The organism is Blastomonas natatoria (assembly GCF_003201955.1).
Taxonomy (GTDB): Bacteria; Pseudomonadota; Alphaproteobacteria; order Sphingomonadales; family Sphingomonadaceae; genus Blastomonas; species Blastomonas natatoria.
Window position 1 is genome coordinate 13,321 of the sequence record NZ_QJJM01000020.1, and the last position, 20,985, is coordinate 34,305.

Genomic DNA, 20,985 nt, shown 5'->3' on the forward strand with positions numbered 1-20,985 from the left:
AGGCGGTCTGTCTGGGCTTGATCGGGGTTCCGGCGCTGGCCGATCCCGGCACGGTCGTGGTGGTCGGCGGTGCGCTGGAAGATGACAATGCGGATGTGTATCGCGCGATGATCCGGGCGATGCCCGAGGACGCGCGCAATGTCGTGATCATCCCCGCTGCTTCGGGCATCATCGGTCGATCGGTTCCACGCGCTACCAAGGCCTTTGTCGCACACGGCGTCGATCCCGCGCGCATTGTCACCGCGCATGTGGCCATGGCGGATGATCCCGATACGCCGGACGTTGATGAGTCGCGCTGGAACATGGGTGGCAGCGATCCTGCGGAGATTGCCAAGATCGAGAAGGCGGGCCTGATCTGGATGCTGGGAGGAGACCAGCTGCGGATCATGGCCGCGCTGGTCAAGCCGGATGGCAGCGATACGCCGATGCTGGCGGCCATGCGCAAACGGCTGGAGCAGGGCGCGGTGATCGGCGGCACCAGCGCGGGTGCAGCCGTAATGGGAGAGCACATGATTGGTTGCGGTAGCCCGGATATCGCACTGACCGGCGCTGTCTCTCGCGACTTCAGGGATTGCGACGGCAAGGAAGAAGATGAAGGCTCAGTGCCGCTCGTGCTGGGCCGTGGCCTCGGCTTCCTGCCCGGAATCGTGTTCGACCAGCATTTCAGCCAGCGCGCTCGGCTGACGCGACTGGTCCGCGCCGTGGCCTGTATCGAGGGCGAAGCCGTAACCGGGATAGGTGTCGACGAAGACACCGCCTTTGTGTTCGATATAGGGCATGAAGCCGGCGTCCCGGTCGGGCGCGGCACGATCACGGTGATCGATCCGTCAGAGGGGCATCGTTCCTGCGACAATGCCGTCATGGAGAACGTCCGCTTCGCGCGCTTTGCGGCGGCGAAGGAATAGCGTCATGGACAATTTCACTCACAGCCTCGCCGGATTTGCGCTGGGCCAGGCAGGACTCAAGCGTCTGACCGGGCTTGCCGTCCCGACGCTCATCATTGGCGCCAACCTGCCGGATATCGATGCAGTGCTGAGCGTGCTCGGCACCCAGTCGCTGGCGATGCGGCGCGGGGTGACGCATGGGCCGATCGCGCTGCTGGTGCTGCCATTGCTGCTGACGGCGGCGATGGTCTGGTTCGACCGATGGCAGGTGCGGCGGCGCAAGCGACCAAGGAACCGCCCGCCAGTGCGTCCGGGAGCGCTGCTGCTGCTTGCCTATATCGGCACATTGTCGCACCCGGCGCTGGATTATCTCAACAATTACGGCATCCGCTTGCTTGAGCCGTTCGCGCCGCGCTGGTTTCATGGAGATACGCTGTTCATCATCGATGCGGTGCTCTGGACCATTCTTCCGCTCGGCATCTGGCTTTCGCGCAAACGGGAAGCGGCCGGTCGTCCCGGATGGGAGCGGCCCGCCCAGGCGGTGCTGGTTCTCACGCTGCTCTATATCTCGGGCAACTACGCGCTTTCCAGCCATGCAGAGGCACAAGTTGCGCAAAAGCTGGCAGCGGAGCGCGGGATCAGGCCTGATCTGGTGGTGGCCAATGCCGTGCCGGTGGTGTTCTGGCAGCGCGCGATGCTCTGGCGTGCTGAAGCGATGATCGGGAGGGGTGCCTATGATGCGCTCGGCGCACCGGCGCTGACGCTGCAACCGGGCAGTGCGGCAACCAACATGGCCAGCCCCTGGGTGGCGCGTGCGGCCGCACAAAATGCTGACGCGCAGGCCTTTTTGTTCTGGGCGCGGATGCCATATGCACGGCTGACCGACATATCGGGGGGCAAGAGGGTGGTTCTGCGCGACGCGCGCTTCGACAGTTCACCGATTGCCGACCGGTTCACGGTCACAGTCGATGTGAAGGAAAGCCCATGACCCGACCCGTGATCGTCTGGCTGCGCCGCGATCTGCGCCTTGCCGATCAGGCCGCATTCGCCGCCGCTGCCAAGGCCGGACCTGTGGTTCCGGTCTATGTGCTCGACGACGAGACGCCGAAGCACCGCAAGATGGGCGGAGCCTCGCGCTGGTGGCTGCACCACAGCCTGGCCTCCCTTGCGGCCGATCTCGAAAAGCTTGGTTCGCGGCTGATCCTCAGACGCGGGGTCGCGGCGGACGTGATTGCCGATCTGGCCAAGCAGATTGGTGCGGCGGCGGTGCATGTGCTGCGCCATTACGAGCCCTGGTGGCGCAATGCCGAACGCGCGCTCAAGGAAAGGCTGCCAGAGGGCTGCGCGCTCGAATGCCATCACGGCAATTACCTGATGCCGCCCGGATCGGTCACGACGGGAAGCGGCCAGCCCTACAAGATCTACACGCCCTTCTGGCGCGCGCTCGCGCAGCACATGCCGCCGCCCGAACCCGTCTCGGCTCCGGAAAAGCTCGCTGCGCCGGAGAGCTGGCCTGAGAGCGACACGCTTGGCGACTGGGCGTTGCTCCCGACCAGGCCCGATTGGGCGAAGGGCTTTGCCGAGGAGTGGATGCCGGGTGAAAAGGGCGCGGCGGAAAGGCTCGAGGCGTTCCTCTCGCGTGCGCCGCATTATGAGGAATGCCGCAACCTGCCTTCGGTCGAGGGCACCTCGCGCCTCTCTCCGCACCTGCATTTCGGCGAGATTTCGCCCGCGACCATCTGGCACGCGACCATGGAGGCCGGCGGTTCGGTCGAGACGTTCCTCAAGGAACTCGTCTGGCGTGATTATGCGCAGAACGTCATTCTGCAATATCCCGATTATGCCAAGGCGAACGCGCGCGACGGCTTCGACAAGTTTCCCTGGCGCGATCCGGCGGACAAGGACGTGGCCGCGGATATCAGGGCCTGGCAGCAGGGCCGCACCGGCTATCCGCTGGTCGATGCCGGGATGCGCCAGCTCTGGGCGACCGGATGGATGCACAACCGCGTTCGCATGGTCACCGCCTCGTTCCTGATAAAGCATCTGCTGGTCGACTGGCGCGAAGGGGAAAAGTGGTTCTGGGACACCTTGGTCGATGCCGATTACGGATCGAATGCCACCAACTGGCAATGGACATCGGGAACGGGCGTGGATTCGAACATGTTCGTCCGCATCATGGCGCCGCTCACCCAGTCGGAGAAGTTCGATGCGGCGGCCTATATCCGCCAATGGGTGCCCGAGCTGGCCGGTCTGTCGGACAAGGCGATCCACGATCCCGAGGCAGCGGGCAAATATGTGAAGGGCTATCCGAAGAAGCTGATCGGGCATAAGGAAGCCAGGGAACGGGCGCTGGCCGCCCATGCCAAGATAAAATCGTGAGAGGAGAGAAGGGTATGCGGGTCTGGACGAGCTTTGCAGCAGCATGTGCGCTGGCCATCGGTGCGGGTGGCGTCGCGATGGCGAAGGATGAGGCAGCACCGGCGGTCAAGCCGATCACGCAGATGAGCGCGGCGGAGCTCGAAAAGGTCCGCACCGCCGGTGCGCAGATCCTGTTCTGGTCCGATGCTCAGCGCGCGTCGAATTTCCGTGCCATGGAAGCGCAGTTCCCCGGCACCACCGCGACACACGGCACGCCGCGCGCGCTGCCCAAGGGCGAGCCGCTCGCCATCGGCGATGCCGAGATCGACGCCTTCATGGCGGCACAGAATGTAGCCGGCCTGATGGTGATTCAGGACGGCAAGGTGCGGCTGGAGAAATACGGGCTGGGTCTGAAGCCCGAGGACCGCTGGACCAGCTTCTCGGTTGCCAAGTCGTTCACCTCGACGCTGGTCGGCGCAGCGGTAAAGGATGGCCTGATCGCCTCGATCGACGACCCGGTAACGAAATATGTGCCGGAGCTGAAAGGCAGCGGCTATGACGGCGTCACCGTCAAGCAGATCCTGACCATGACCTCCGGGGTCAAGTGGAACGAGGACTATACCGATCCGAACAGCGATGTCGTGAAGATGCTCTCCGTACCCGTCGGGCCCGGCGAGGATCCGAACACTGCGTATCTCAAGACGCTGCCACGCGAAGCCGAGCCGGGGAGCAAATGGGTCTACAAGACCGGCGAGACCAACCTGATCGGCGTGATCGTGCAACGCGCCACCGGCAAGACGCTGACCGAATATGCACAGGAAAAGATCGTCAAGCCGGCAGGATTCGAGGGCGATCTGTTCTGGATGGTCGATTCCGCCGGGCAGAATGTCGGCGGCTGTTGCCTGTCGATCCGCCTCGCCGATTATGCCCGCATGGGCCTGTTCGCACTGGAAGGCGGCAAGGGGCAGGTGCCCGAGGGCTGGTTTGCAGAAGCTGGCAAGGAACAGGCGCCGATCGGCCTGCCGGGCTTTGGCTATGGCTATCAGTGGTGGACCTACCCGGGCGGCGCCTGGGGTGGGCAGGGCATTTTTGGCCAGGCGATCCTGATCGTGCCGCAGAAGAACCTGGTCATTGCGGTGGTAAGCAACTGGCCCAAGGCAAGCGGCGCTGACCTGCGCGTGCCGCAGCTGCAGTTCTTCCAGCAGCTTGCGATGGCTGCAAACTGAAAGGTCGATGATGACCGACGACACCCGCCTACATGCCGAACTGCAGTCTGCAGGCATCGCCTTCGACCAGGTCGAGCATGAGGCGGTGTTCACCGTGCTTGAAAGCAGCACGATCGAGCGTGCAATCCCCGGCGCGCATACCAAGAACCTGTTCCTCAAGGACACCGGCGGCCAGTTCTATCTGGCTACTGTCCTCGCGGAAAAGCAGGTGGATCTGGGTTCGCTCAGGCACCTGGTCGGGGCAGGGCGGTTCAGTTTCGGCTCGGGCGACGAGATGGTCGAGTTGCTTGGCATCACGCCGGGCTCGGTCACGCCGCTGGCTGCGTTCAACGATACCGCAGGAAAGGTGCAGCTGGTGCTGGACGAGGTGCTAGCTGCGCAACCGCGCGTCAACGTGCATCCGCTGCGCAACACCGCGACCCTGGGCCTTTCCGGCCTCGATCTGGTACGCCTGCTCGTGCGCTGGCGGCATGCGCCGCTGATCGTGCCTGTTCCCAACAAGGCGCCCGCTGCAGAACCGTCTCAAAATTGAGGGTGGGAACTGCCCCCGTGCTACTGTAACCGTGTAACCATGACCGAGGTCGCCACCCGCCCGCTGATCGATGGCTTTGCCCGCCGGATCAGCTATGTCCGCCTGTCGGTGACCGACCGGTGCGACCTGCGCTGCGCCTATTGCATGCCCGAGCGCATGCAGTTCCTCCCCAAGGCCGAGGTCCTGACCCTTGAGGAACTGCATCGCCTGTCCATGGCATTCATCGAGCGGGGGGTGCGCAAGATCAGGTTGACCGGGGGTGAGCCGCTGGTGCGACGCGATGTCATGACTCTCGTGCAACGCCTGGGCCGCGAGATAGGCCAGGGTCTGGACGAACTGACGCTCACCACCAACGGGACGCAACTGGCCGAACACGCCGGTGCGCTTGTTGATGCAGGCGTCCGTCGGATCAATGTTTCGCTCGACACGCTCGATCGCGCGCTCTTTGCCCGGCTGACGCGCCGCGACGCGCTCGACAATGTGCTGGCCGGGATCGATGCTGCCGATCGCGCGGGGCTGAAGGTCAAGATCAACGCCGTTGCGCTCAAGGGTCTGAACGAGGATGAACTGCCCACGCTGATCGCCTGGGCGCACGAGCGAGGTCATGACGTGACGCTTATCGAGATCATGCCGCTGGGCGAGGTCGAGGAAGACCGGTTCGACCATTATCTGCCTCTGACCACGGTGCGTGACGCGCTTGAGCAGCGCTGGACGCTGACCCCGAGCGAGCACCGCACTGGCGGTCCCGCGCGCTATTTCGATGTCGCAGAAACCGGTGGCCGGCTCGGCCTGATCACGCCGCTCACCAACAATTTCTGCGCGGGGTGCAACCGCGTTCGGGTTACGGCAACAGGCCAGATCTACATGTGCCTTGGGCAGAACGACCGGGTCGACCTGCGCGCTGCCCTGCGCGCTCCCGACAGCGATGCCGCACTCGATGCTGCGCTTACCCGTGCGATCCGTGCCAAGCCCGAGCGTCACGAGTTTCGCATCGATGCACCCGGCGCTGCCCCCGCGCTTGCACGGCACATGTCGATGACGGGGGGGTGATCGCGCAGCGTGGCGAAACTGCTGTTCTTTGGCCAGCTTGGCGATCTTGCCGGCGGCATCGAGCGAACGATGGCACTGTCTGCAGCCCATGCGATAGGTGACATCGTTGCGCTGATCGATGCCCAGGACCGGCTGCTGGGCAGCGCTCTGGCGGGCCCCAGGGTGCGTTATGCCGTCAATGGCGAGATCGTCGCGGCGGATTTCCAGGTGACGGATGCGGACGAACTGGCGTTTCTGCCTCCTGTCAGCGGAGGCTGACATGCGGCGGCGTGTCAGAATTGTCGCCCAGGCATTTGATCCTGAAGCGGAAATCTCGATCTTCCGCCGCAGCCTTGAGGCGGCTGGCGCGATCGTCACCTTTACCGGTCAGGTGCGGGCATCCAGTGCCGATGGGCATGTGAGCAGTCTCCATCTGCAGCACTATCCCGGCATGACCGAACGCGGGATCGACGCGATACTTGACGAGGCTGCGCAGCGCTGGCCGCTCGAGGCCGCGCTGGTGATCCACAGGGTGGGGGACATGGACCCCTTTGATCCCATCGTGCTGGTGGCGACCGCGAGCGCGCACCGTCGTGCCGCATTCGAGGCGGCCGATTTCCTGATGGACTATCTGAAAAGCCGGGCACTGTTCTGGAAAAGCGAGACGAATGCCGCCGGCAGGATCTGGGTCGAGCCTCGCGCCGAGGATTATGCCGATGCCCGGCGCTGGGATGATGCGCCGGGCGGCGGCTGAGCTGTCAGCCAGGCCGCCCGGCCATATTGCAGACGATCAGTTGACCGCGTTGACCTGCGGCGGAAGGTTCGGAACCTTGCCATCGGCAGCCTGCTGCGCAAACAGGTCGCGCATCTTCTGCAGCGAGAACAGATGCGCATAGATCAGCGGCAGGGCGCCGTTCTGATTGAGCTTGCGCAGTTCATCGCCGCGCAGTTCGCGCAGCTTTTCTTCGTTCACCATCTGGAAGCCCTGATAGACGAACGGCTGGGCCAGCGTCGGGTGCTCGATCTTCAGTTCGCCGTCCATCAGCAGGTCATGCTTCTTGAGCTCTTCCATGAAGAAGGCCGTACCCTGCACAGCGCGCTCGAAATCCTCGCAGAACGAAAGGATGTTCTTGGTGGTTTCGCTGGGCTGGCCATCTTCGAACAGCGCTTCGCCTTCGTCGAACTCACCCAGGGCCTCGCAGGTCGGGTCGAAGCACAGCGACAGTTCCTGCGAATCCGGGCGCAGGCGGGCCAGCATGAAAGGATAACGACGGATATAGGCAGGCACATAGGCTGGCGCCCGGTACTTGCCGTTTTCGTCGAGATAGACATTCACGCCTTCGTTCATGCCCATCAGCGCCAGCGGAACCGGGTCCGGGCCCGCCGAGAAGATGATCGGGTAATCGCGCTGTGCCTGGGTGAATTCCTCGGCAGTCAGCGGAATAGCGTGCTGGTTCTTCAGGAAATGCGCACCGTCGAGCGGCCGCGAGCGAAACTTGGCATGGTCCTGAGAATTCAGGGGTACCAGATCGTTGAAAAGGACCGGCAGGTTGGTGGCTTGCGGCGCACTGGCCATGAATATTCTCCGCTGACTTTGATTTTATCGGTAAAACCGGAACACGCGCCTTAAGTTGCCCACCGCCGCCGCGCAAGAGGAACTCGCGGCAGGGCGGTTTCACAGCGGAACCAGCTTGCCGGGATTCATGATGCCCTTCGGGTCGAAGGCATGCTTGATGGCCCGTAGCGCCATCAGCCTCGCCGGATCGCTGAGCCGCCCCAGTTCATCGCGCTTCATCTGGCCGATGCCATGTTCCGCAGAGATCGATCCGCCTGCGGCGACGACCAGATCATGGACAAAGGCGCTGATTTCCTTGCCGGGATGATCCGGCCAGGTGGCGCGGTCGGCGCCCGGCGGCGCGGCCACGTGGAAATGCACATTGCCGTCGCCCATATGCCCGAAAGCCGCGACCTCGGTTCCGGCAAAGCGCTGCTCGACCGTCGCGCCTGCCTCCAGAATGAAGCGCGGCATGTCGGCGACAGGGACGCTGATGTCGTGCTGCATCGCCGGCCCTTCGGTACGTTCGGCCTCCGAGATGGAGTCGCGCAATTTCCAGAAGGCTTCGGCCTGCGACTCGCTGACGGAGATTGCGGCATCTTGCACCAGCCCGCGCTCGAACGCTTCGGCCATGAGGGCCTCTGCCAGAATCTGCGGCGCGGTAGCTGCGGCATCATCGCGTCCGAACTCGACCAGAACGTGCCACGGGTGTGCACCTTCAAGGGGAGAACGCGTACCGGGAATGTGCTTCAGCACATTGGCAAGGCAGCGCTGCGGCACGATCTCGAAACCTTCCATCTCGCGGCCCGCCCGGGCTTCAAGCATCAGCAGCAGCTCGCGGGCGACCAGCGGCGATGCCACTCCGGCCCAGACCACCGCACGGTCGATCAGGGCAGGCACGAGTTTCAGCGTCGCGGCAGTGACAATGCCCAATGTACCTTCCGCACCGACCAGAAGGTGCCGGATATCATAGCCGCGATTGTCCTTCTTGAGCGTGGCGAGGCCATCATAGATCGATCCGTCGGGCAGCACGGCCTCGACTCCTTCGACGAGCGCTCGCATCGTGCCATGGCGCAGCACCTGGGTGCCGCCGGCGTTCGTGGATACCAGGCCGCCCACAGTCGCCGAGCCCTTGCCGCCAAGGGTCAGCGGAAAGCGCAGGCCGTGCGCGGAAACCGCCTCATGCAGCGTCTGCAGCACCACCCCGGCTTCGGCGACCACGGTGCGCGCCGCCGTGTCGATCGAACGTATGGCGTTCATCCGCCGCGTGCTCAGCAGCAGGGACCGCCCCTCGGCATCGGGCGTTGCACCACCGACCATGCCGCTGTTGCCGCCCTGCGGCACGATCGGGGTGCCGGTTTCGCTCGCCAGTCTTACGATCGCGGCAGTTTCCATCGTGTCGGCAGGTGCCACCATCGCAAGCGCTTGCCCGTGAAATCGTCCGCGCCAGTCCGTGAGCCAGGGGGCAAGATCCGCTCCATCGGTGGTCAAGCCCCTGGGGCCAAGAATTTGGCTCAGTCGTTCGGTCAGATCGTTGCGGGTCAAGCTATCGGTCATCGGTGCAGTGTTACACTCCCGGCGGCATCACGACAATTGCGAGCATGGCCGTCCGGCAGGTGATATAAATGGCACAGTTCGCGACAAAATGGCACTTGCATGGGCGCTGAGCGGATCGTTAATCCACGGTTCAATCGCTCAGGCTAACCGGGGGCAGGGGCAAACGGGTTGGAGGATCGCTTCGCGCGGCCATGGCATATCTGGAAACCTTGCTGGGCTTGCTGCTATTCAGTTCGCTGCCGATGGCAGACGAGCGGCCGCATCCGCTGGGCGAAGCCATGGGTCCGGTGCCGGTCCAGCTCGGCGAGGCTCTCGCGCCCGGGCCAGAAATCATGGCGCAGGTGCGGATCGAACAACGTCTCATCATCCGGGTCCCCCGCCAGTCGCTGTCGCGTTCGTCACTGATGGCGGAACTGCCGCCGCCACGGCGCGCGCAGCGCCCCGAACCGCCGAGATTCGAGCGGCGCAAGGTCGGCAAGTGCCTTTCGATGCGCGACGTTTCCGGTGTGCGTGTCATCAATGATGACATGCTGGTGCTGTTCATGCGCGACCAGCGGATGATCGAGGCGCAACTTGAGCGCTCCTGCAGCGCGCGCGAGTTCTACCAGGGTTTCTACATGGAGCGGAGCGACGACGGGCGGCTTTGCGTCGATCGCGATCTTTTGCAGGCGCGCTCCGGCAGCAAGTGCGAGGTCAACAAGCTGCGCCAGCTCGTTCCCGAGGACTGACCGCGTCCCGGTTTTCCGGCTCACCAAGGTTGACTTTCTGGCGCTGTTTGCGCATGGCGCGCGTGTGGCCAATGGCCAGGCGAAGATGGTGTGACGAGATGTGCCGCGCCGCTGCCTTTTTTTCGGATATTCTATGATATTTGCCGATCTCGGCCTTTCCGACAAGTTGATCCAGGCCGTTACCGATTCCGGCTATACGACGCCGACGCCCATTCAGGCGCAGGCCATTCCACCGGTGCTGATGATGCGCGACCTGATCGGGATCGCGCAGACCGGCACGGGCAAGACCGCAAGCTTCGTGCTGCCCATGATCGACATCCTGGCCGAAGGCCGCAGCCGTGCCCGCATGCCGCGTTCGCTGATCCTTGAGCCGACACGTGAGCTGGCCGCGCAGGTGGCAGAGAATTTCGAGAAATACGGCAAATATCACAAGCTCTCGATGGCGCTGCTCATCGGCGGTGTATCGATGGGCGATCAGGTCAAGGCGCTGGAAAAGGGCGTCGATGTTCTCATCGCCACGCCGGGTCGACTGATGGACCTGTATGACCGTGGCAACATCCTGCTGACCGGATGCAACCTGCTGGTGATCGACGAAGCCGACCGGATGCTCGACATGGGCTTCATCCCGGATATCGAGACAATCTGCACGCGGTTGCCGGCACAGCGCCAGACGCTGCTGTTCTCGGCCACCATGCCGCCGCCGATCAAGAAGCTGGCGGACAAGTTTCTGACCAATCCCAAGTCGATCGAAGTGGCGCGCACCGGCAGCGCCAATGCCTCGATCGAGCAGGGCAAGGTGCGCGTCTCCTCGCGTCGCAAGCGCGACACGCTGTTCACCATGCTGGATGCCGGCGTCCAGACCGCGATCATCTTCTGCAACCGCAAGACGACGGTGCGCGATCTCAACAAGGCGCTGCGGCAGGGCGGTTTCGATTCCGGCGAGATCCATGGGGACATGGAACAGGCCGACCGTCTGGCCGAGCTCGAGCGGTTCAAGAACGGCACGATCAACATTCTGGTCGCATCGGACGTCGCTGCGCGCGGGCTGGATATCAAGGGCGTCAGCCATGTGTTCAACTATGACGCGCCCTGGCACCCCGATGATTATGTCCACCGGATTGGGCGCACGGGCCGCGCCGGGGCTTCGGGCAAGGCATTCACCTTCATCACCGAAGACGATGCCGAAGCACTTGCCAATATCGAGAAGCTGATCGGCACGACCATCCCCGAAGTGCTGGTCGAAGGCGTCGATGCGCCGGTGCAGGACGAAAAGGCGCGCGAAAAGCCCGCCAAGGCGCGCGGCAGCCGCAAGAGCGAGGATCGCAAGCCAGCCGAGCGCCAGGCGCGGACGGAGAAACCTCGAGACGAAAAGCCGCGTGCCGAAAAATCGCGCGACGATCGCCGCAAGCCGGCACGCCCGCGTCGCGAAGAACGCGATGACGGTCCCGATGATGGCTGGAACGGCCCGATGCCGGACTTTCTCTCGGTCGGTTTCGGTACGAGCTGAAACTGAAGCAGGAATCGTTCAGCTGCCCGGCTGCTCCCTGCGCGCCTTGTCGAGCAGCCCAGCGAGCGAAGCGGTAGCACTTCCGCGGCGCGCAGGCTTGGGCTGATCAGGCGAAGGCGCCCAGCCGCTGAGGTAGACGAGCTCGAAACGCTCGGGCGTCTTGCCATCCTGCTCGGCAGCATCGGCAAAGCTCTGCAGCGCAGCGATCAGCGCCGCCTTGCCGATGGGCGGAGGCGGCGAGGCGAGGGCGTTGGTCCAGCCATGTGTCCGGAGATCGGCGATGAGCGCGGGCAGCGAGGAATAGCGCACCATGAGCGTGTCGCCGTCCGCTACCGGCATGGCGAAGCGCGCGCGCTGAAGCAGATCGCCCGCCGCGCGCACATCGATCTGCGGATGAATGCGCGCCGCGACGCCGCGCGCGGTGGCCTCGTCCGCCGCCAGCATGGCCGCCTTTAGCCGCGGAAGCGAACCCGCCCCGATCATCGCTGCCATCATCAGCCCATCGGGGCGCAGCGCGCGATTGATCTGGATCAGCGCGCCGGGCAGGTCGTTGACGCTGTCGAGCGTACCTAGCGCGATGACGAGGTCGAAGCTCGCCGGTTCCAAGGGCAGCAGATCCTCGTCGCATTGCACGTCAATGCCGATCGGCCCGCCATGGGTGATGGTCATGCCCCGAGCCTGCAGCGCTTCGATCAGGCTTTGCGGCGCCATGCCGAGCACCAGTACGTCGGTGAATTCGCGTGTCACCCAGCCGAGTCGCTCGATCAACTCGTCCGCCATGTGATCCGCCAGAAACGCGCCCCCAGACATTGCAGCGAGCCTTTGTCCGCGTGCCATGGCAAGGCGACGCCGACGCGGCGCGAAGAGTTGACGGGGAGCGGCTTCCTGGTTCATCGCGGCCTTGTGCCGATGCCTGCGCCGCGCGACAAGGGGGCATGTCGCTCTCCGCCGCCTTGCGCCCGCTGGTCGATCTGGTGCTGCCCCCGCGCTGCCCCGGCTGCGGGGTACTGGTCGAGGAAGACCTGAAATTCTGCGGCGAGTGCTGGAACGCATTGCGCTTCATCAGCGATCCGAGTTGCAGCTCGTGTGGCAAGCCCTTTTCCGAAGGCCGTGACGAAGGGATGATCTGCGCCGAATGCCTGGCCGACCCGCCGCTGCATGACGGGATAAGGGCAGCCGTGCTCTATGACGATCTCTCGCGCTCGATAGTGCTCAGGCTGAAGCATGGCGGCAAGATCGGGCTTGCGCGGCTCATTGCGCGCCATCTTCAGCGGCATCTGCCGTCCAGCAGCAATGATCTGGTGCTCATACCGGTGCCGCTGCACCGCTGGCGGCTCTGGAAGCGCGGGTTCAACCAGTCGATCCTGATCGCCCGCGCGCTGGCGGGGGAGCGCCGTTTGCCGGTCGAGACCGACATATTGCGCCGCATCCGTCCGACCCCGCCGCTGAAGGGCATGACGCGCAAGCAGCGTGGCCTCGCGGTGCGCGGGGTGTTCGATATTCCCAAGGACCGGCGCGAGCGTATCCGGGGCAAGCATGTGCTGCTGGTCGACGATGTCTACACCACCGGCGCGACTTCGAAAGCGTGTGTGCGGCTGCTCAGGCAGGCGGGCGCGGCAAAGGTCACGATCTTCTGCTGGGCGCGGGTGTTGCGCGAGGGCGACGAGGGCTCGGGCATGTGACAGGGGCATGGCGTTGCTGTTGCATTTCTGCGCAAAACCCCCAAATATCGTGGGCGGAGGACGCATTCATGGCCAAGGTCGAAATCTACACCAAATTTACCTGTCCCTATTGCTACCGGGCGAAGTCCCTGCTCAGCAGCAAGGGCGTGGAGTTTGACGAGACTGAAGTGTCCATGGGCGGCGAGCCCAAGGCGGAAATGATCCGCCGCGCTGGTGGCAGGACCACCGTTCCGCAGATTTTCATCGACGGCAGGCATGTCGGTGGTTCGGACGATCTGGCCGCACTCGATCGCGAAGGCAAGCTCGACCCCTTGCTGGGCCTGTGACGGCGGGACCGACTTGATGAAAATTGCCGTCTTGCAGATGACTGCGGGGTTCGATCCTGCCGATAATGCGCGGACGCTGGTTCAGGCTGTGCACGATGCCGGCGCTGGCGGGGCTGCGGTGCTGTTCACGCCGGAAATGTCAAACATGATCGATCGCGATCGTGCCCGCGCTGCCCGCACGATCTCCAGCGAGGATGAGGACCTGGTGCTCGCTGCTGTCCGGTCGGCAGCGCGCGAGGTTGGTATCTGGGTGCATCTCGGGTCGCTTGCGGTAAAAGGCGCGGCTGCCGACGACAAGTGGCGCAACCGGGGTTTCGTGATTGCTCCGGACGGCAGCATCGCCGGGCGGTACGACAAGATCCATCTTTTCGACGTTGACCTCGCATCGGGCGAAAGCTGGCGAGAATCCTCGGTTTACCAGGGCGGAGGGCAGGCGGTGGCCGTTCGGCTCCCGGAAGCGGTGCTGGGTCTTTCGATCTGCTACGATGTCCGCTTTGCCGATGTCTATTCGGCGCTCAGTCGCGCAGGCGCCGACATGATCGCGGTGCCGGCGGCGTTCACCGTGCCGACCGGAGAAGCGCACTGGCACATCCTGCTTCGTGCGCGCGCGATAGAAAACGCCTGCTTCGTGGTGGCTGCGGCGCAGACGGGAACGCATGCCGACGGGCGCAGCACTTATGGCCATAGCCTCGTGGTCGATCCCTGGGGCGATGTGCTGCTCGACATGGGCGGTGCGGCAGGGCTGGCCTTTGTCGATCTGGACCTGTCGCGCATCACCGAGGTGCGCAGCCGGGTGCCCGTCATCGCCAATCGCAGGCCGGTGGCCGAGGCAGAGCAACCATGATTGTCTATGATCTGAAATGCGAAAAGGACCATGTCTTCGAGGTCTGGTTCGCCTCGAGCGAGGCCTACGACCAGCAGCGTGAGCGCGGCCTTGTCGCCTGCGCCTTTTGTGGATCGACAGACGTCGTCAAGGCAGTGATGGCGCCGCGGCTGAATGCGAAGGGCAATCAGCGGGATGCTGTGCCTGCAGAACGCCGGGCTCAGCCGTCGGACGAAACACGGCCTGTCAGCATCAGCAATGTCGCGGCGCCGCCCGAACTCGTCAGGTTGCAGGCGGTGGTTCAGGCACTGGCCGATGCGCAGGCCAGGGCATTGGAGCAATCTACCTGGGTCGGCAGCGACTTTGCAGACCGCGCCCGCGCCATGCACTATGGCGAGGAAGACCATGCGCTGATCCATGGCAAGGCGGATCCGGACGAGGCTGCCGCGTTGATCGAGGAGGGCGTGGCAGTCGCGCCCTTGCCGTTCCCCGTGGTGCCGCCCGAGGTCAAGAACTGAGGGGGCAGCTGACCCGAAGTCATTGCCTTGCCGCTCGCGCTTGGCTAAACCGCGATCCAGCACGCGCCCGTAGCTCAGCAGGATAGAGCATCAGATTCCTAATCTGGGGGCCACAGGTTCGAATCCTGTCGGGCGCACCATTTTTCCGGACCGTTCCGGTTGGAAACCTGCCCCTTTCCGCGCGATTGTTGATTCCTAGCAATGTCGGAAGCGAAAGCGGCCGTATAAATGCGACATCCGACGGGGCAGGTGTCCGGGCGCCGGTTTCCATCTGGCAGCGTGCCGACCGGCAATTCACCGCGGCTTGGCCATGGACCTTTCGAAGCCAGCCAAGGCATGCGCCGTTATGCTTCCAAATCGACGCCCTTAGGCTTTGCGCTGTGTATCGGGCCGGGGCTGCGCTGGATCATGCGGCGCTGGACCAGGCGATTTCGCATGCCTGAGACCGGGCCTGATCCGGCACAGGAGGCGGCTCTGCGCCGCGCAAACGGCTATGGTTGGCTGATGGCCTGTTTCCATTGGCGCACCATCGCCGGAATCTCGCGTCTGGGAACGGGCGAACCCTTCTGAAACCTGCCGAATCAAGGCTGTTTGTTAACCTTATAACCGACGTTATCCGGCTACCGTAATTATACCGTATTTAGCCAATTGTTTACGGCCCGATCCTCAGATGCCTCCCATAGACAGGTGGAGATCGGGCCATGGATACGGCATCGGCTAATCAGAACAGGCTTTCGTTCTTCGGCATCGACCGTAAGGATTACGCGAGCTTTGCGCGCATATTGAAAATGTTGCAGAAGCATGCGCCTGCTGCGTTGGCGGATTTTTACGAGAAAATCGCTGCGACCCCCGAAGTCGCTAAGTTCTTCAAGTCGCCGCAGCATATGGATCATGCCCGCGACAAGCAGCTTAACCATTGGGTTCAACTGTTTTCGAACGAGATCGGCGAGACCTATTTCGGCAAGGCTGAACAGATCGGCAGCGTCCATGCAAGGATAGGCCTGGCTCCGACATGGTATATCGGTGGCTATGCCATGGTGCTCGAACAGGTCATTCACGAAGCCATGGCAGGGTCTCCGCTGGCGCGGCTGGCGGGCAACCGCATGGCCCAGACCATCGGCACTTTGGTCAAATGTGCCCTGCTCGACATGGATATCGCACTTTCCAGCTACTTCCGCGCGGAAGAAGCCCAGCGCCTGGCCGTCATCTCCCAAGTCGGCCAGGCGCTGGAATCGCTTGCCAAAGGGGATTTCACCGTCCAGCTCGAAGGCTTGCCACCAGCGTTTGCCAAGCTGGAGCAGGACTTCGATTTCATGCGCACCCGCATCAGCGAAACGCTGGCGCAGGTGTCGCAGACCGCCGAGAGCATCAATACCGGCTCGATCGAAATCAGCCAGGCCTCGGATGATCTGTCTTCGCGCACCGAGCAGCAGGCTGCGTCGCTCGAAGAGACGGCAGCCGCCATGCACCAGCTGAACGATGGAGTCCGCGAGACCGCAGAGGGTGCGGCGCATGTCAACCAGTCGGTCAGTACCGCGCATGCCGATGCGACCCGGGGTGGCGAGGTCGTCAAGGAAGCGGTCGCGGCGATGGATGACATCGAACGGTCGGCCCAGGAAATCGCCAAGATCATCAACGTGATCGACGGCATAGCCTTCCAGACCAATCTGCTGGCGCTCAACGCAGGGGTCGAGGCGGCGCGTGCAGGAGATGCGGGCAAGGGCTTTGCGGTCGTCGCCAACGAAGTGCGCGCGCTGGCGCAGCGCTCGGCGGATGCTGCCAAGCACATCAAGGAACTGATCAGCGAGAGCTCTCGCCAGGTCACGCGGGGCGTGGAACTGGTTGGACAGTCGGGCGAGGCGCTAGACAGCATCGTCGGCAAGGTCGCCGAGATCGCTGGCCTTGCGGCCAATATTTCCGAGCTTGCAGCGGCCCAGTCGACCAGCCTGCAACAGGTAAATACGGCGGTCAGCGAAATGGACAAGATGACCCAGCAGAACGCGGCCATGGTGGAACAGTCGACCGCAGCCGCACGCACTCTCGCTGCCGAGGCAGATCAGCTCACGGGCCTGGTATCGCGCTTTGCACTGCAAGGCGGTCCGGCGGCGCATGGCGGCGCGACGGTGCGGGACATCCGCAACGCAAAACCGGCACCGCGACGCGTTGCGCGCGCGTCTGTTCGCCCGGTGGTCCAGGGCAATCTGGCCATGACCATGAAAAGCGATCCCTCCGAAGACTGGTCCGAATTCTGAAGGGCCTGGGCCGATCGCGGGTGTGATGCCTCGTCGGTTCCTGCAGGCGACCCTGGCGCTGCCCGACCGGCCCGGCGCGCTCGCCGGTTGCTGCTGGCAGGGTGCGGGAGGATGATCGTCAGGGTCGAGGCTCAATCTTGCGAGCAGGGCTTCCGCTCGAACCCGGCCATCGCCGCCAGGGCCCCGGCCGATGGCCATGACCTGACGATCGTCCGCAGCAGCCCGCCGCGGTGCCCAGATTCCGGAGGTCCCCCGTCAAACGCCATCGCCCTTCGGCAGACCTCATGTTCCAGTCGCTGGCCGCGTGCGATGGTGCACGATTTGTAGGTGTTATATTAACCGGCATGGGCAACGATGGCGCGAAAGGGCTCCTGAAACTGCGTCAGAAAGGCGTGCTTATGATCAGCCAGGATCAATCCACCCTGCTGATTTGCGGCTTGCCAGGGGCAGCAGCGGACATGGGAGCTGTGGAGCAGCTATTGTCGTTGGGCAGGATTGTGGGGCGGATATTGAAGTTATGCCAATGCTGAATGTCCTTACCCAAGCCCCCAAGATTGTTCGCCATACGGTGGTACAGGGCGAATATGAGGTGTCTCGCGACCCGCATCTGGTGCTTACGACCGTGCTGGGCAGCTGTATCGCGTGCTGTCTGTTCGATCCGGCCGCCAGGATAGGCGGCATGAACCATTTCCTGCTCGCTGTGCCACCTCATTCCAGCCACGGACTGGGCGGCGATGCACAGCGATACGGCCTTTATGCAATGGAGGTTCTGATCAACGAGATGCTCAATCAGGGCGCGCTCCGCGCCACCATGCGGGCTCATCTCTACGGCGGGGCCAATATGCATGAGGGCATGCGCGCCATCGGAACGGAAAATGCCGAATTTGCAGAGGAGTTCCTGCGCGCAGACAATATCCGGCTTGTCAGGTCCGATACCGGTGGCGTGCATGCGCGCCGACTGGATCTGCAGCCGGCAACGGGACGCGTGCGCTGCCAGTCGGTACAGGGCGATTTCCCGGCAGCACGCCCAGTTCGCACACCCGTACTGTCTGGCGAAGTGGAGTTCTTCTGATGAAGGCAGGCAGCCCCGTCAGACCCATATTGATGGTCGATGACAGTCCGAGCCTGCGATTGCTGCTCGGCGCTGCGCTCAGCGCAGGAGGTTTTGCCGTCGCCGAGGCCGACGATGGCGTCACCGCGCTGGAATGGCTTTCAGCCAACGACCCCGCTCTGGTGATTACCGACATCACGATGCCGAGGCTCGATGGCTTTTCGTTCATTGCCCAGCTTCGGACCCAGCAACGTTTTCGCGACACACCGGTGCTGGCGCTCACGACAGAGGCAGCACCCGACAAGAAGGATCGCGCCCGGGCAGCCGGGGCGACCGGCTGGATCAGCAAACCGTTCGATCCGGACAAGCTCAACACCGCGGTTCGCCGCATCCTCGACTGAGACAGGGCATCACCATGGATATGCAGATCATCACCTTCGAAATCGACGGCAAGATGCTGGGCGTCGATATCATGGCCGTAAGGGAAATCCGGGCCTGGTCACCAACCACTCCCATACCCAGTGCGCCGCCCTTCGTGCGCGGCGTCGTCAACCTGAGAGGCACGGTGCTTCCCGTGGTGGACCTTTCGGAGCGGCTGGGCTGGGGACGTGTCGAACCGTCGGAACGCAATGTGATCATGGTGCTCGAAATCGAACAGCAACTGTGCGGCATGATCGTCGATTGCGTGAACGATATCGTCACCATTCAGGCAGGATCCCTGCAGCCGCCTCCGGAAATGGGCAGCATCAATGGCGAGAACCCTCTGGAAGGACTTGCCAGCGTGGATGATCGCATGGCGATGGTTCTGAAGTTGCGTTACATGGGGGCTGGTACTGCCATCAGCTCCCTGGCCGAAGCGGCCTGAGGCCGCCTGGCAAAGAGTGGGAAGGAATAGGGTTTGAATGCGGCCTTGCAACGCGCAGGCCGGATTATGTTCTGGTTGATCATGTTGCGCATGATGGGCGCGACAGGGGGACGACATGACACGATCCACAATGACAATGAAGCTGCGTTTGCAGATTGCGGATGAACTCGACTGTGCCCGACAGGAGATCGAGCGATTGGGCGAAGTGCTGTGCAGTGATCCGGCGTTGGTGGCGGGGCACATGAACAGCTTGCAGGCGCTGGACATGATCGGTCAGCAGCAGCTTGCGCTGGCCTCCATCCTGCGCGCCGAAGATCCCACGGGCGCTATCGCGCATACCCCGTTGGAACAGTTGCGCGAACGGCTGGAACAGGCGCTCGATTAACCTTTGCTCAACCATGTTTGGCAATGGTTGAGCCGTGCAAAAGCCCAATATCCTGATCGTCGAGGACGACGACGCTCTGCGTGGCGAACTGGTCGAGCTGTTCAGGGCACTCGGATCGACGGCCGTGGGCGCGGAAGATGGCGCCGCTGCCGTTCGGGCGAGCCAGCACCAGACCTTCGATCTGGTGCTGTGCGACTACAAGCTGCGCCATGAAAGCGGACTGGACGTGATCAAGGCGCTGGCGGAACTCGGCAACGCACCTGCCACCGCACACTGCCATCTGATGACGGCGCATATCGACCTTACCCCATCCGCCCAGGCAGAGATTGCTGCCTCGACCGGCGGACTGCTGTTCAAGCCGATCGGGGCAAGCGCCTTGCGGCGACTGGTTGCACAGGCTTCGGGGGCGCCTCGGTGCTGAGTGTCAACTATCCTCAAAGCCTCCGCGTGGTCATGCCGTTCCTCTGGCCGCTGACCGTGCTTGGGCTTGCAGCGGTCACGGCATTCTCGAGCATCCGGCTCGTCGCCGCGCCTGGTTTCGAATTCTATTTCGGGCCGCTGTTCTACCTGCTCGCATTCCGGTGGTTCGGGCTTAGGGCCGGTCTGCTCACGGCGCTGGCTACCGCATTGCCAAGCTTGTGGGGCGTGGGTTCACCCTTCACGATCCTGCTTGCATCAGCGCATGTGCTGGCGGTTCACCAGTTTTCAGGTCAGGATCGCAGCCTTGCGACCGTGACGTTCTTCTTTCAGTGCGGCATCGGCGCGCTGGCGGGATTGGGCTGGCTGGTTCTCCCGTCGATTGTCCAGACCGATGTGCTGATCGACATGGCGGTTCGCCGCATTCTTTCGGAAACGCTGCTGGCCGCCAGCGCCGACATGATCCTGCTGGCGCTGCTGGTTGATACGGCGCGCGGCAAGGTGCGCAGGGTGCGTAATCTGGGGCTTCAGCAGTCACTCGAGGCGCTGGTCTCGATTGCCGTTGCCGGAGCAGCCACTTTGTTTCTGCTCGGTGAGCTCCATCATGTGAACGAACGGCTTGATCTTCACCAGCGGGATGTTGCCGCTGCCATCTCGGCGTTGCCCGATCGTGATCGCATGCAACCTGAAACACGATACATGCTGAGGATGCACGGCGTGGAAACGCCCATGCCGTTCATCGCAACCCGGACAGACAGGCTTCATCAGACCGGCATGATGCTCGGATGCCGGAGCTTCGATGCGGGTCTGCCGGAGTCGGGCGAGCGCCATTCGCTCCGCTACTGGCTGGAGATGTGCTACGTTGTGCCGCTTGCCGACGACCAGGTCGTGCTTCTTTCGCCGCACGACCATGTCGTAGCCCTGTATCGCGAAATCCTGCGCGGCGTGATGCCTTTGATGGCCTATCTGACGCTGGCCCAGATCGGGCTGCTGCTGTTCGGACGATCGGTGCGGCGCTCTTCACGGGTGCTCAGCAAGGCGCTGCAAGGCTTCGGCCGCGCCTATGTGACCACGCGGCCCACCGCGCCTTTTCGGGAAGCCGATCAGTTGCTGGGCTCGTTCATTGCTGCAAATAACGAGTTTGTGGCGTTCGAGCGCCAGCGCGTGCACCTGATGCGAACGGTGGAGGAGCTGCGGTCGTGTCCGTCAACGTGGTGTAAATTCGGTTGTGGCCAGCGGGCTGCATTTTCAGGCGGCCTTTGGTGTAATCTGTAGCGGCTGAGCCTCCTC

General features: G+C 63.4%; 26 protein-coding genes and 1 tRNA gene. 24 read left to right on the forward strand and 3 right to left on the reverse strand.

The window, feature by feature from the left end; all coding sequences use genetic code 11:
• Positions 1–17: 17 nt before the first annotated feature.
• From C7451_RS18055 to C7451_RS18090, 8 genes are read left to right on the forward strand one after another with little or no spacing between them, the layout of a single operon-like run.
• Positions 18–905 carry a cyanophycinase gene (locus C7451_RS18055; protein ID WP_167398607.1) on the forward strand — a complete coding sequence of 296 codons (888 nt, stop codon included), beginning with the start codon at positions 18–20 and terminating at the stop codon, positions 903–905.
• Positions 906–909: 4 nt separating this feature from the next.
• Positions 910–1,872 (forward strand): metal-dependent hydrolase, encoded by a 963-nt coding sequence (locus C7451_RS18060; protein ID WP_110300285.1) that lies wholly within the window; start codon positions 910–912, stop codon positions 1,870–1,872.
• Entirely contained in the window at positions 1,869–3,263 is a 1,395-nt protein-coding gene (locus C7451_RS18065) for a cryptochrome/photolyase family protein (RefSeq protein WP_110300286.1), read from the forward strand. Before C7451_RS18060 ends, C7451_RS18065 begins: the two co-directional genes overlap by 4 nt.
• 14 nt (positions 3,264–3,277) lie before the next feature.
• The gene (locus C7451_RS18070; RefSeq protein WP_110300287.1) at positions 3,278–4,468 is read left to right on the forward strand and encodes a serine hydrolase domain-containing protein; all 1,191 of its coding nucleotides are present in this window, start codon (positions 3,278–3,280) and stop codon (positions 4,466–4,468) included.
• Between the two features lie 7 nt (positions 4,469–4,475).
• Positions 4,476–5,000 carry a prolyl-tRNA synthetase associated domain-containing protein gene (locus C7451_RS18075; RefSeq protein WP_341866650.1) on the forward strand — a complete coding sequence of 175 codons (525 nt, stop codon included), beginning with the start codon at positions 4,476–4,478 and terminating at the stop codon, positions 4,998–5,000.
• A gap of 39 nt (positions 5,001–5,039) precedes the next feature.
• Complete coding sequence (gene moaA / locus C7451_RS18080) at positions 5,040–6,050, forward strand: GTP 3',8-cyclase MoaA (protein WP_110300288.1); 1,011 nt, start codon at positions 5,040–5,042, stop codon at positions 6,048–6,050.
• A gap of 9 nt (positions 6,051–6,059) precedes the next feature.
• A complete protein-coding gene (locus C7451_RS18085; RefSeq protein ID WP_110300289.1) occupies positions 6,060–6,308 on the forward strand; it encodes a MoaD/ThiS family protein in 249 nt (82 codons plus the stop codon).
• Between the two features lies 1 nt (position 6,309).
• Positions 6,310–6,783, forward strand: coding sequence for a molybdenum cofactor biosynthesis protein MoaE (locus C7451_RS18090; RefSeq protein WP_110300290.1), 474 nt, complete (start codon positions 6,310–6,312; stop codon positions 6,781–6,783).
• 36 nt (positions 6,784–6,819) lie between these two features.
• Here the strand turns inward: C7451_RS18090 and C7451_RS18095 are convergent, their stop codons facing one another.
• Together C7451_RS18095 and C7451_RS18100 are read right to left on the reverse strand one after the other, a co-directional pair.
• The gene (locus tag C7451_RS18095; RefSeq protein ID WP_110300291.1) at positions 6,820–7,605 is read right to left on the reverse strand and encodes a SapC family protein; all 786 of its coding nucleotides are present in this window, start codon (positions 7,603–7,605) and stop codon (positions 6,820–6,822) included.
• 99 nt (positions 7,606–7,704) lie between these two features.
• Entirely contained in the window at positions 7,705–9,141 is a 1,437-nt protein-coding gene (locus C7451_RS18100; protein WP_110300292.1) for an FAD-binding oxidoreductase, read from the reverse strand.
• Positions 9,142–9,332: 191 nt separating this feature from the next.
• On the opposite strand from C7451_RS18100, the gene C7451_RS18105 reads away from it, so the two are divergent.
• Complete coding sequence (locus C7451_RS18105) at positions 9,333–9,869, forward strand: hypothetical protein (RefSeq protein ID WP_110300293.1); 537 nt, start codon at positions 9,333–9,335, stop codon at positions 9,867–9,869.
• A gap of 133 nt (positions 9,870–10,002) precedes the next feature.
• Positions 10,003–11,376 (forward strand): DEAD/DEAH box helicase, encoded by a 1,374-nt coding sequence (locus tag C7451_RS18110; RefSeq protein ID WP_110300294.1) that lies wholly within the window; start codon positions 10,003–10,005, stop codon positions 11,374–11,376.
• A gap of 18 nt (positions 11,377–11,394) precedes the next feature.
• On the opposite strand, the gene C7451_RS18115 is transcribed toward C7451_RS18110, so the two are convergent.
• On the reverse strand, positions 11,395–12,186 hold the full coding sequence (locus C7451_RS18115; RefSeq protein ID WP_244182027.1) for a methyltransferase domain-containing protein: 792 nt from the start codon (positions 12,184–12,186) through the stop codon (positions 11,395–11,397).
• Positions 12,187–12,311: 125 nt separating this feature from the next.
• Between C7451_RS18115 and C7451_RS18120 the strand changes: the two genes are divergently transcribed.
• The 14 genes from C7451_RS18120 (at position 12,312) to C7451_RS18185 (ending at position 20,970) form a co-directional block, all read left to right on the forward strand.
• Positions 12,312–13,058, forward strand: coding sequence for a ComF family protein (locus C7451_RS18120; protein WP_110300296.1), 747 nt, complete (start codon positions 12,312–12,314; stop codon positions 13,056–13,058).
• A 68-nt stretch (positions 13,059–13,126) separates the two neighbouring features.
• The gene (grxC, locus tag C7451_RS18125; protein ID WP_110300297.1) at positions 13,127–13,384 is read left to right on the forward strand and encodes a glutaredoxin 3; all 258 of its coding nucleotides are present in this window, start codon (positions 13,127–13,129) and stop codon (positions 13,382–13,384) included.
• Positions 13,385–13,400: 16 nt separating this feature from the next.
• Complete coding sequence (locus tag C7451_RS18130; RefSeq protein WP_110300298.1) at positions 13,401–14,228, forward strand: carbon-nitrogen hydrolase family protein; 828 nt, start codon at positions 13,401–13,403, stop codon at positions 14,226–14,228.
• Positions 14,225–14,725: a DUF1178 family protein gene (locus C7451_RS18135; RefSeq protein WP_110300299.1), complete on the forward strand. Its 501-nt coding sequence runs from the start codon at positions 14,225–14,227 to the stop codon at positions 14,723–14,725. Before C7451_RS18130 ends, C7451_RS18135 begins: the two co-directional genes overlap by 4 nt.
• Before the next feature lie 63 nt (positions 14,726–14,788).
• Positions 14,789–14,865: transfer RNA gene (locus C7451_RS18140), tRNA-Arg, on the forward strand.
• Positions 14,866–15,160: 295 nt separating this feature from the next.
• Positions 15,161–15,295: a hypothetical protein gene (locus C7451_RS20435; protein WP_279629507.1), complete on the forward strand. Its 135-nt coding sequence runs from the start codon at positions 15,161–15,163 to the stop codon at positions 15,293–15,295.
• Positions 15,296–15,426: 131 nt separating this feature from the next.
• Positions 15,427–16,977 carry a globin-coupled sensor protein gene (locus C7451_RS18150; protein WP_110300301.1) on the forward strand — a complete coding sequence of 517 codons (1,551 nt, stop codon included), beginning with the start codon at positions 15,427–15,429 and terminating at the stop codon, positions 16,975–16,977.
• 230 nt (positions 16,978–17,207) lie between these two features.
• On the forward strand, positions 17,208–17,507 hold the full coding sequence (locus tag C7451_RS18155; protein WP_279629508.1) for a chemotaxis protein CheB: 300 nt from the start codon (positions 17,208–17,210) through the stop codon (positions 17,505–17,507).
• Positions 17,501–18,049: a chemotaxis protein CheD gene (locus C7451_RS18160; RefSeq protein WP_167398608.1), complete on the forward strand. Its 549-nt coding sequence runs from the start codon at positions 17,501–17,503 to the stop codon at positions 18,047–18,049. Before C7451_RS18155 ends, C7451_RS18160 begins: the two co-directional genes overlap by 7 nt.
• Complete coding sequence (locus C7451_RS18165) at positions 18,049–18,429, forward strand: response regulator (protein WP_110300303.1); 381 nt, start codon at positions 18,049–18,051, stop codon at positions 18,427–18,429. Before C7451_RS18160 ends, C7451_RS18165 begins: the two co-directional genes overlap by 1 nt.
• A gap of 14 nt (positions 18,430–18,443) precedes the next feature.
• The gene (locus C7451_RS18170) at positions 18,444–18,893 is read left to right on the forward strand and encodes a chemotaxis protein CheW (RefSeq protein WP_110300304.1); all 450 of its coding nucleotides are present in this window, start codon (positions 18,444–18,446) and stop codon (positions 18,891–18,893) included.
• Positions 18,894–19,023: 130 nt separating this feature from the next.
• Positions 19,024–19,278 (forward strand): hypothetical protein, encoded by a 255-nt coding sequence (locus C7451_RS18175; RefSeq protein ID WP_208625255.1) that lies wholly within the window; start codon positions 19,024–19,026, stop codon positions 19,276–19,278.
• Between the two features lie 34 nt (positions 19,279–19,312).
• A complete protein-coding gene (locus C7451_RS18180; protein WP_110300305.1) occupies positions 19,313–19,699 on the forward strand; it encodes a response regulator in 387 nt (128 codons plus the stop codon).
• Positions 19,700–19,914: 215 nt separating this feature from the next.
• A complete protein-coding gene (locus tag C7451_RS18185) occupies positions 19,915–20,970 on the forward strand; it encodes a hypothetical protein (protein ID WP_146215418.1) in 1,056 nt (351 codons plus the stop codon).
• Positions 20,971–20,985: the final 15 nt, after the last annotated feature.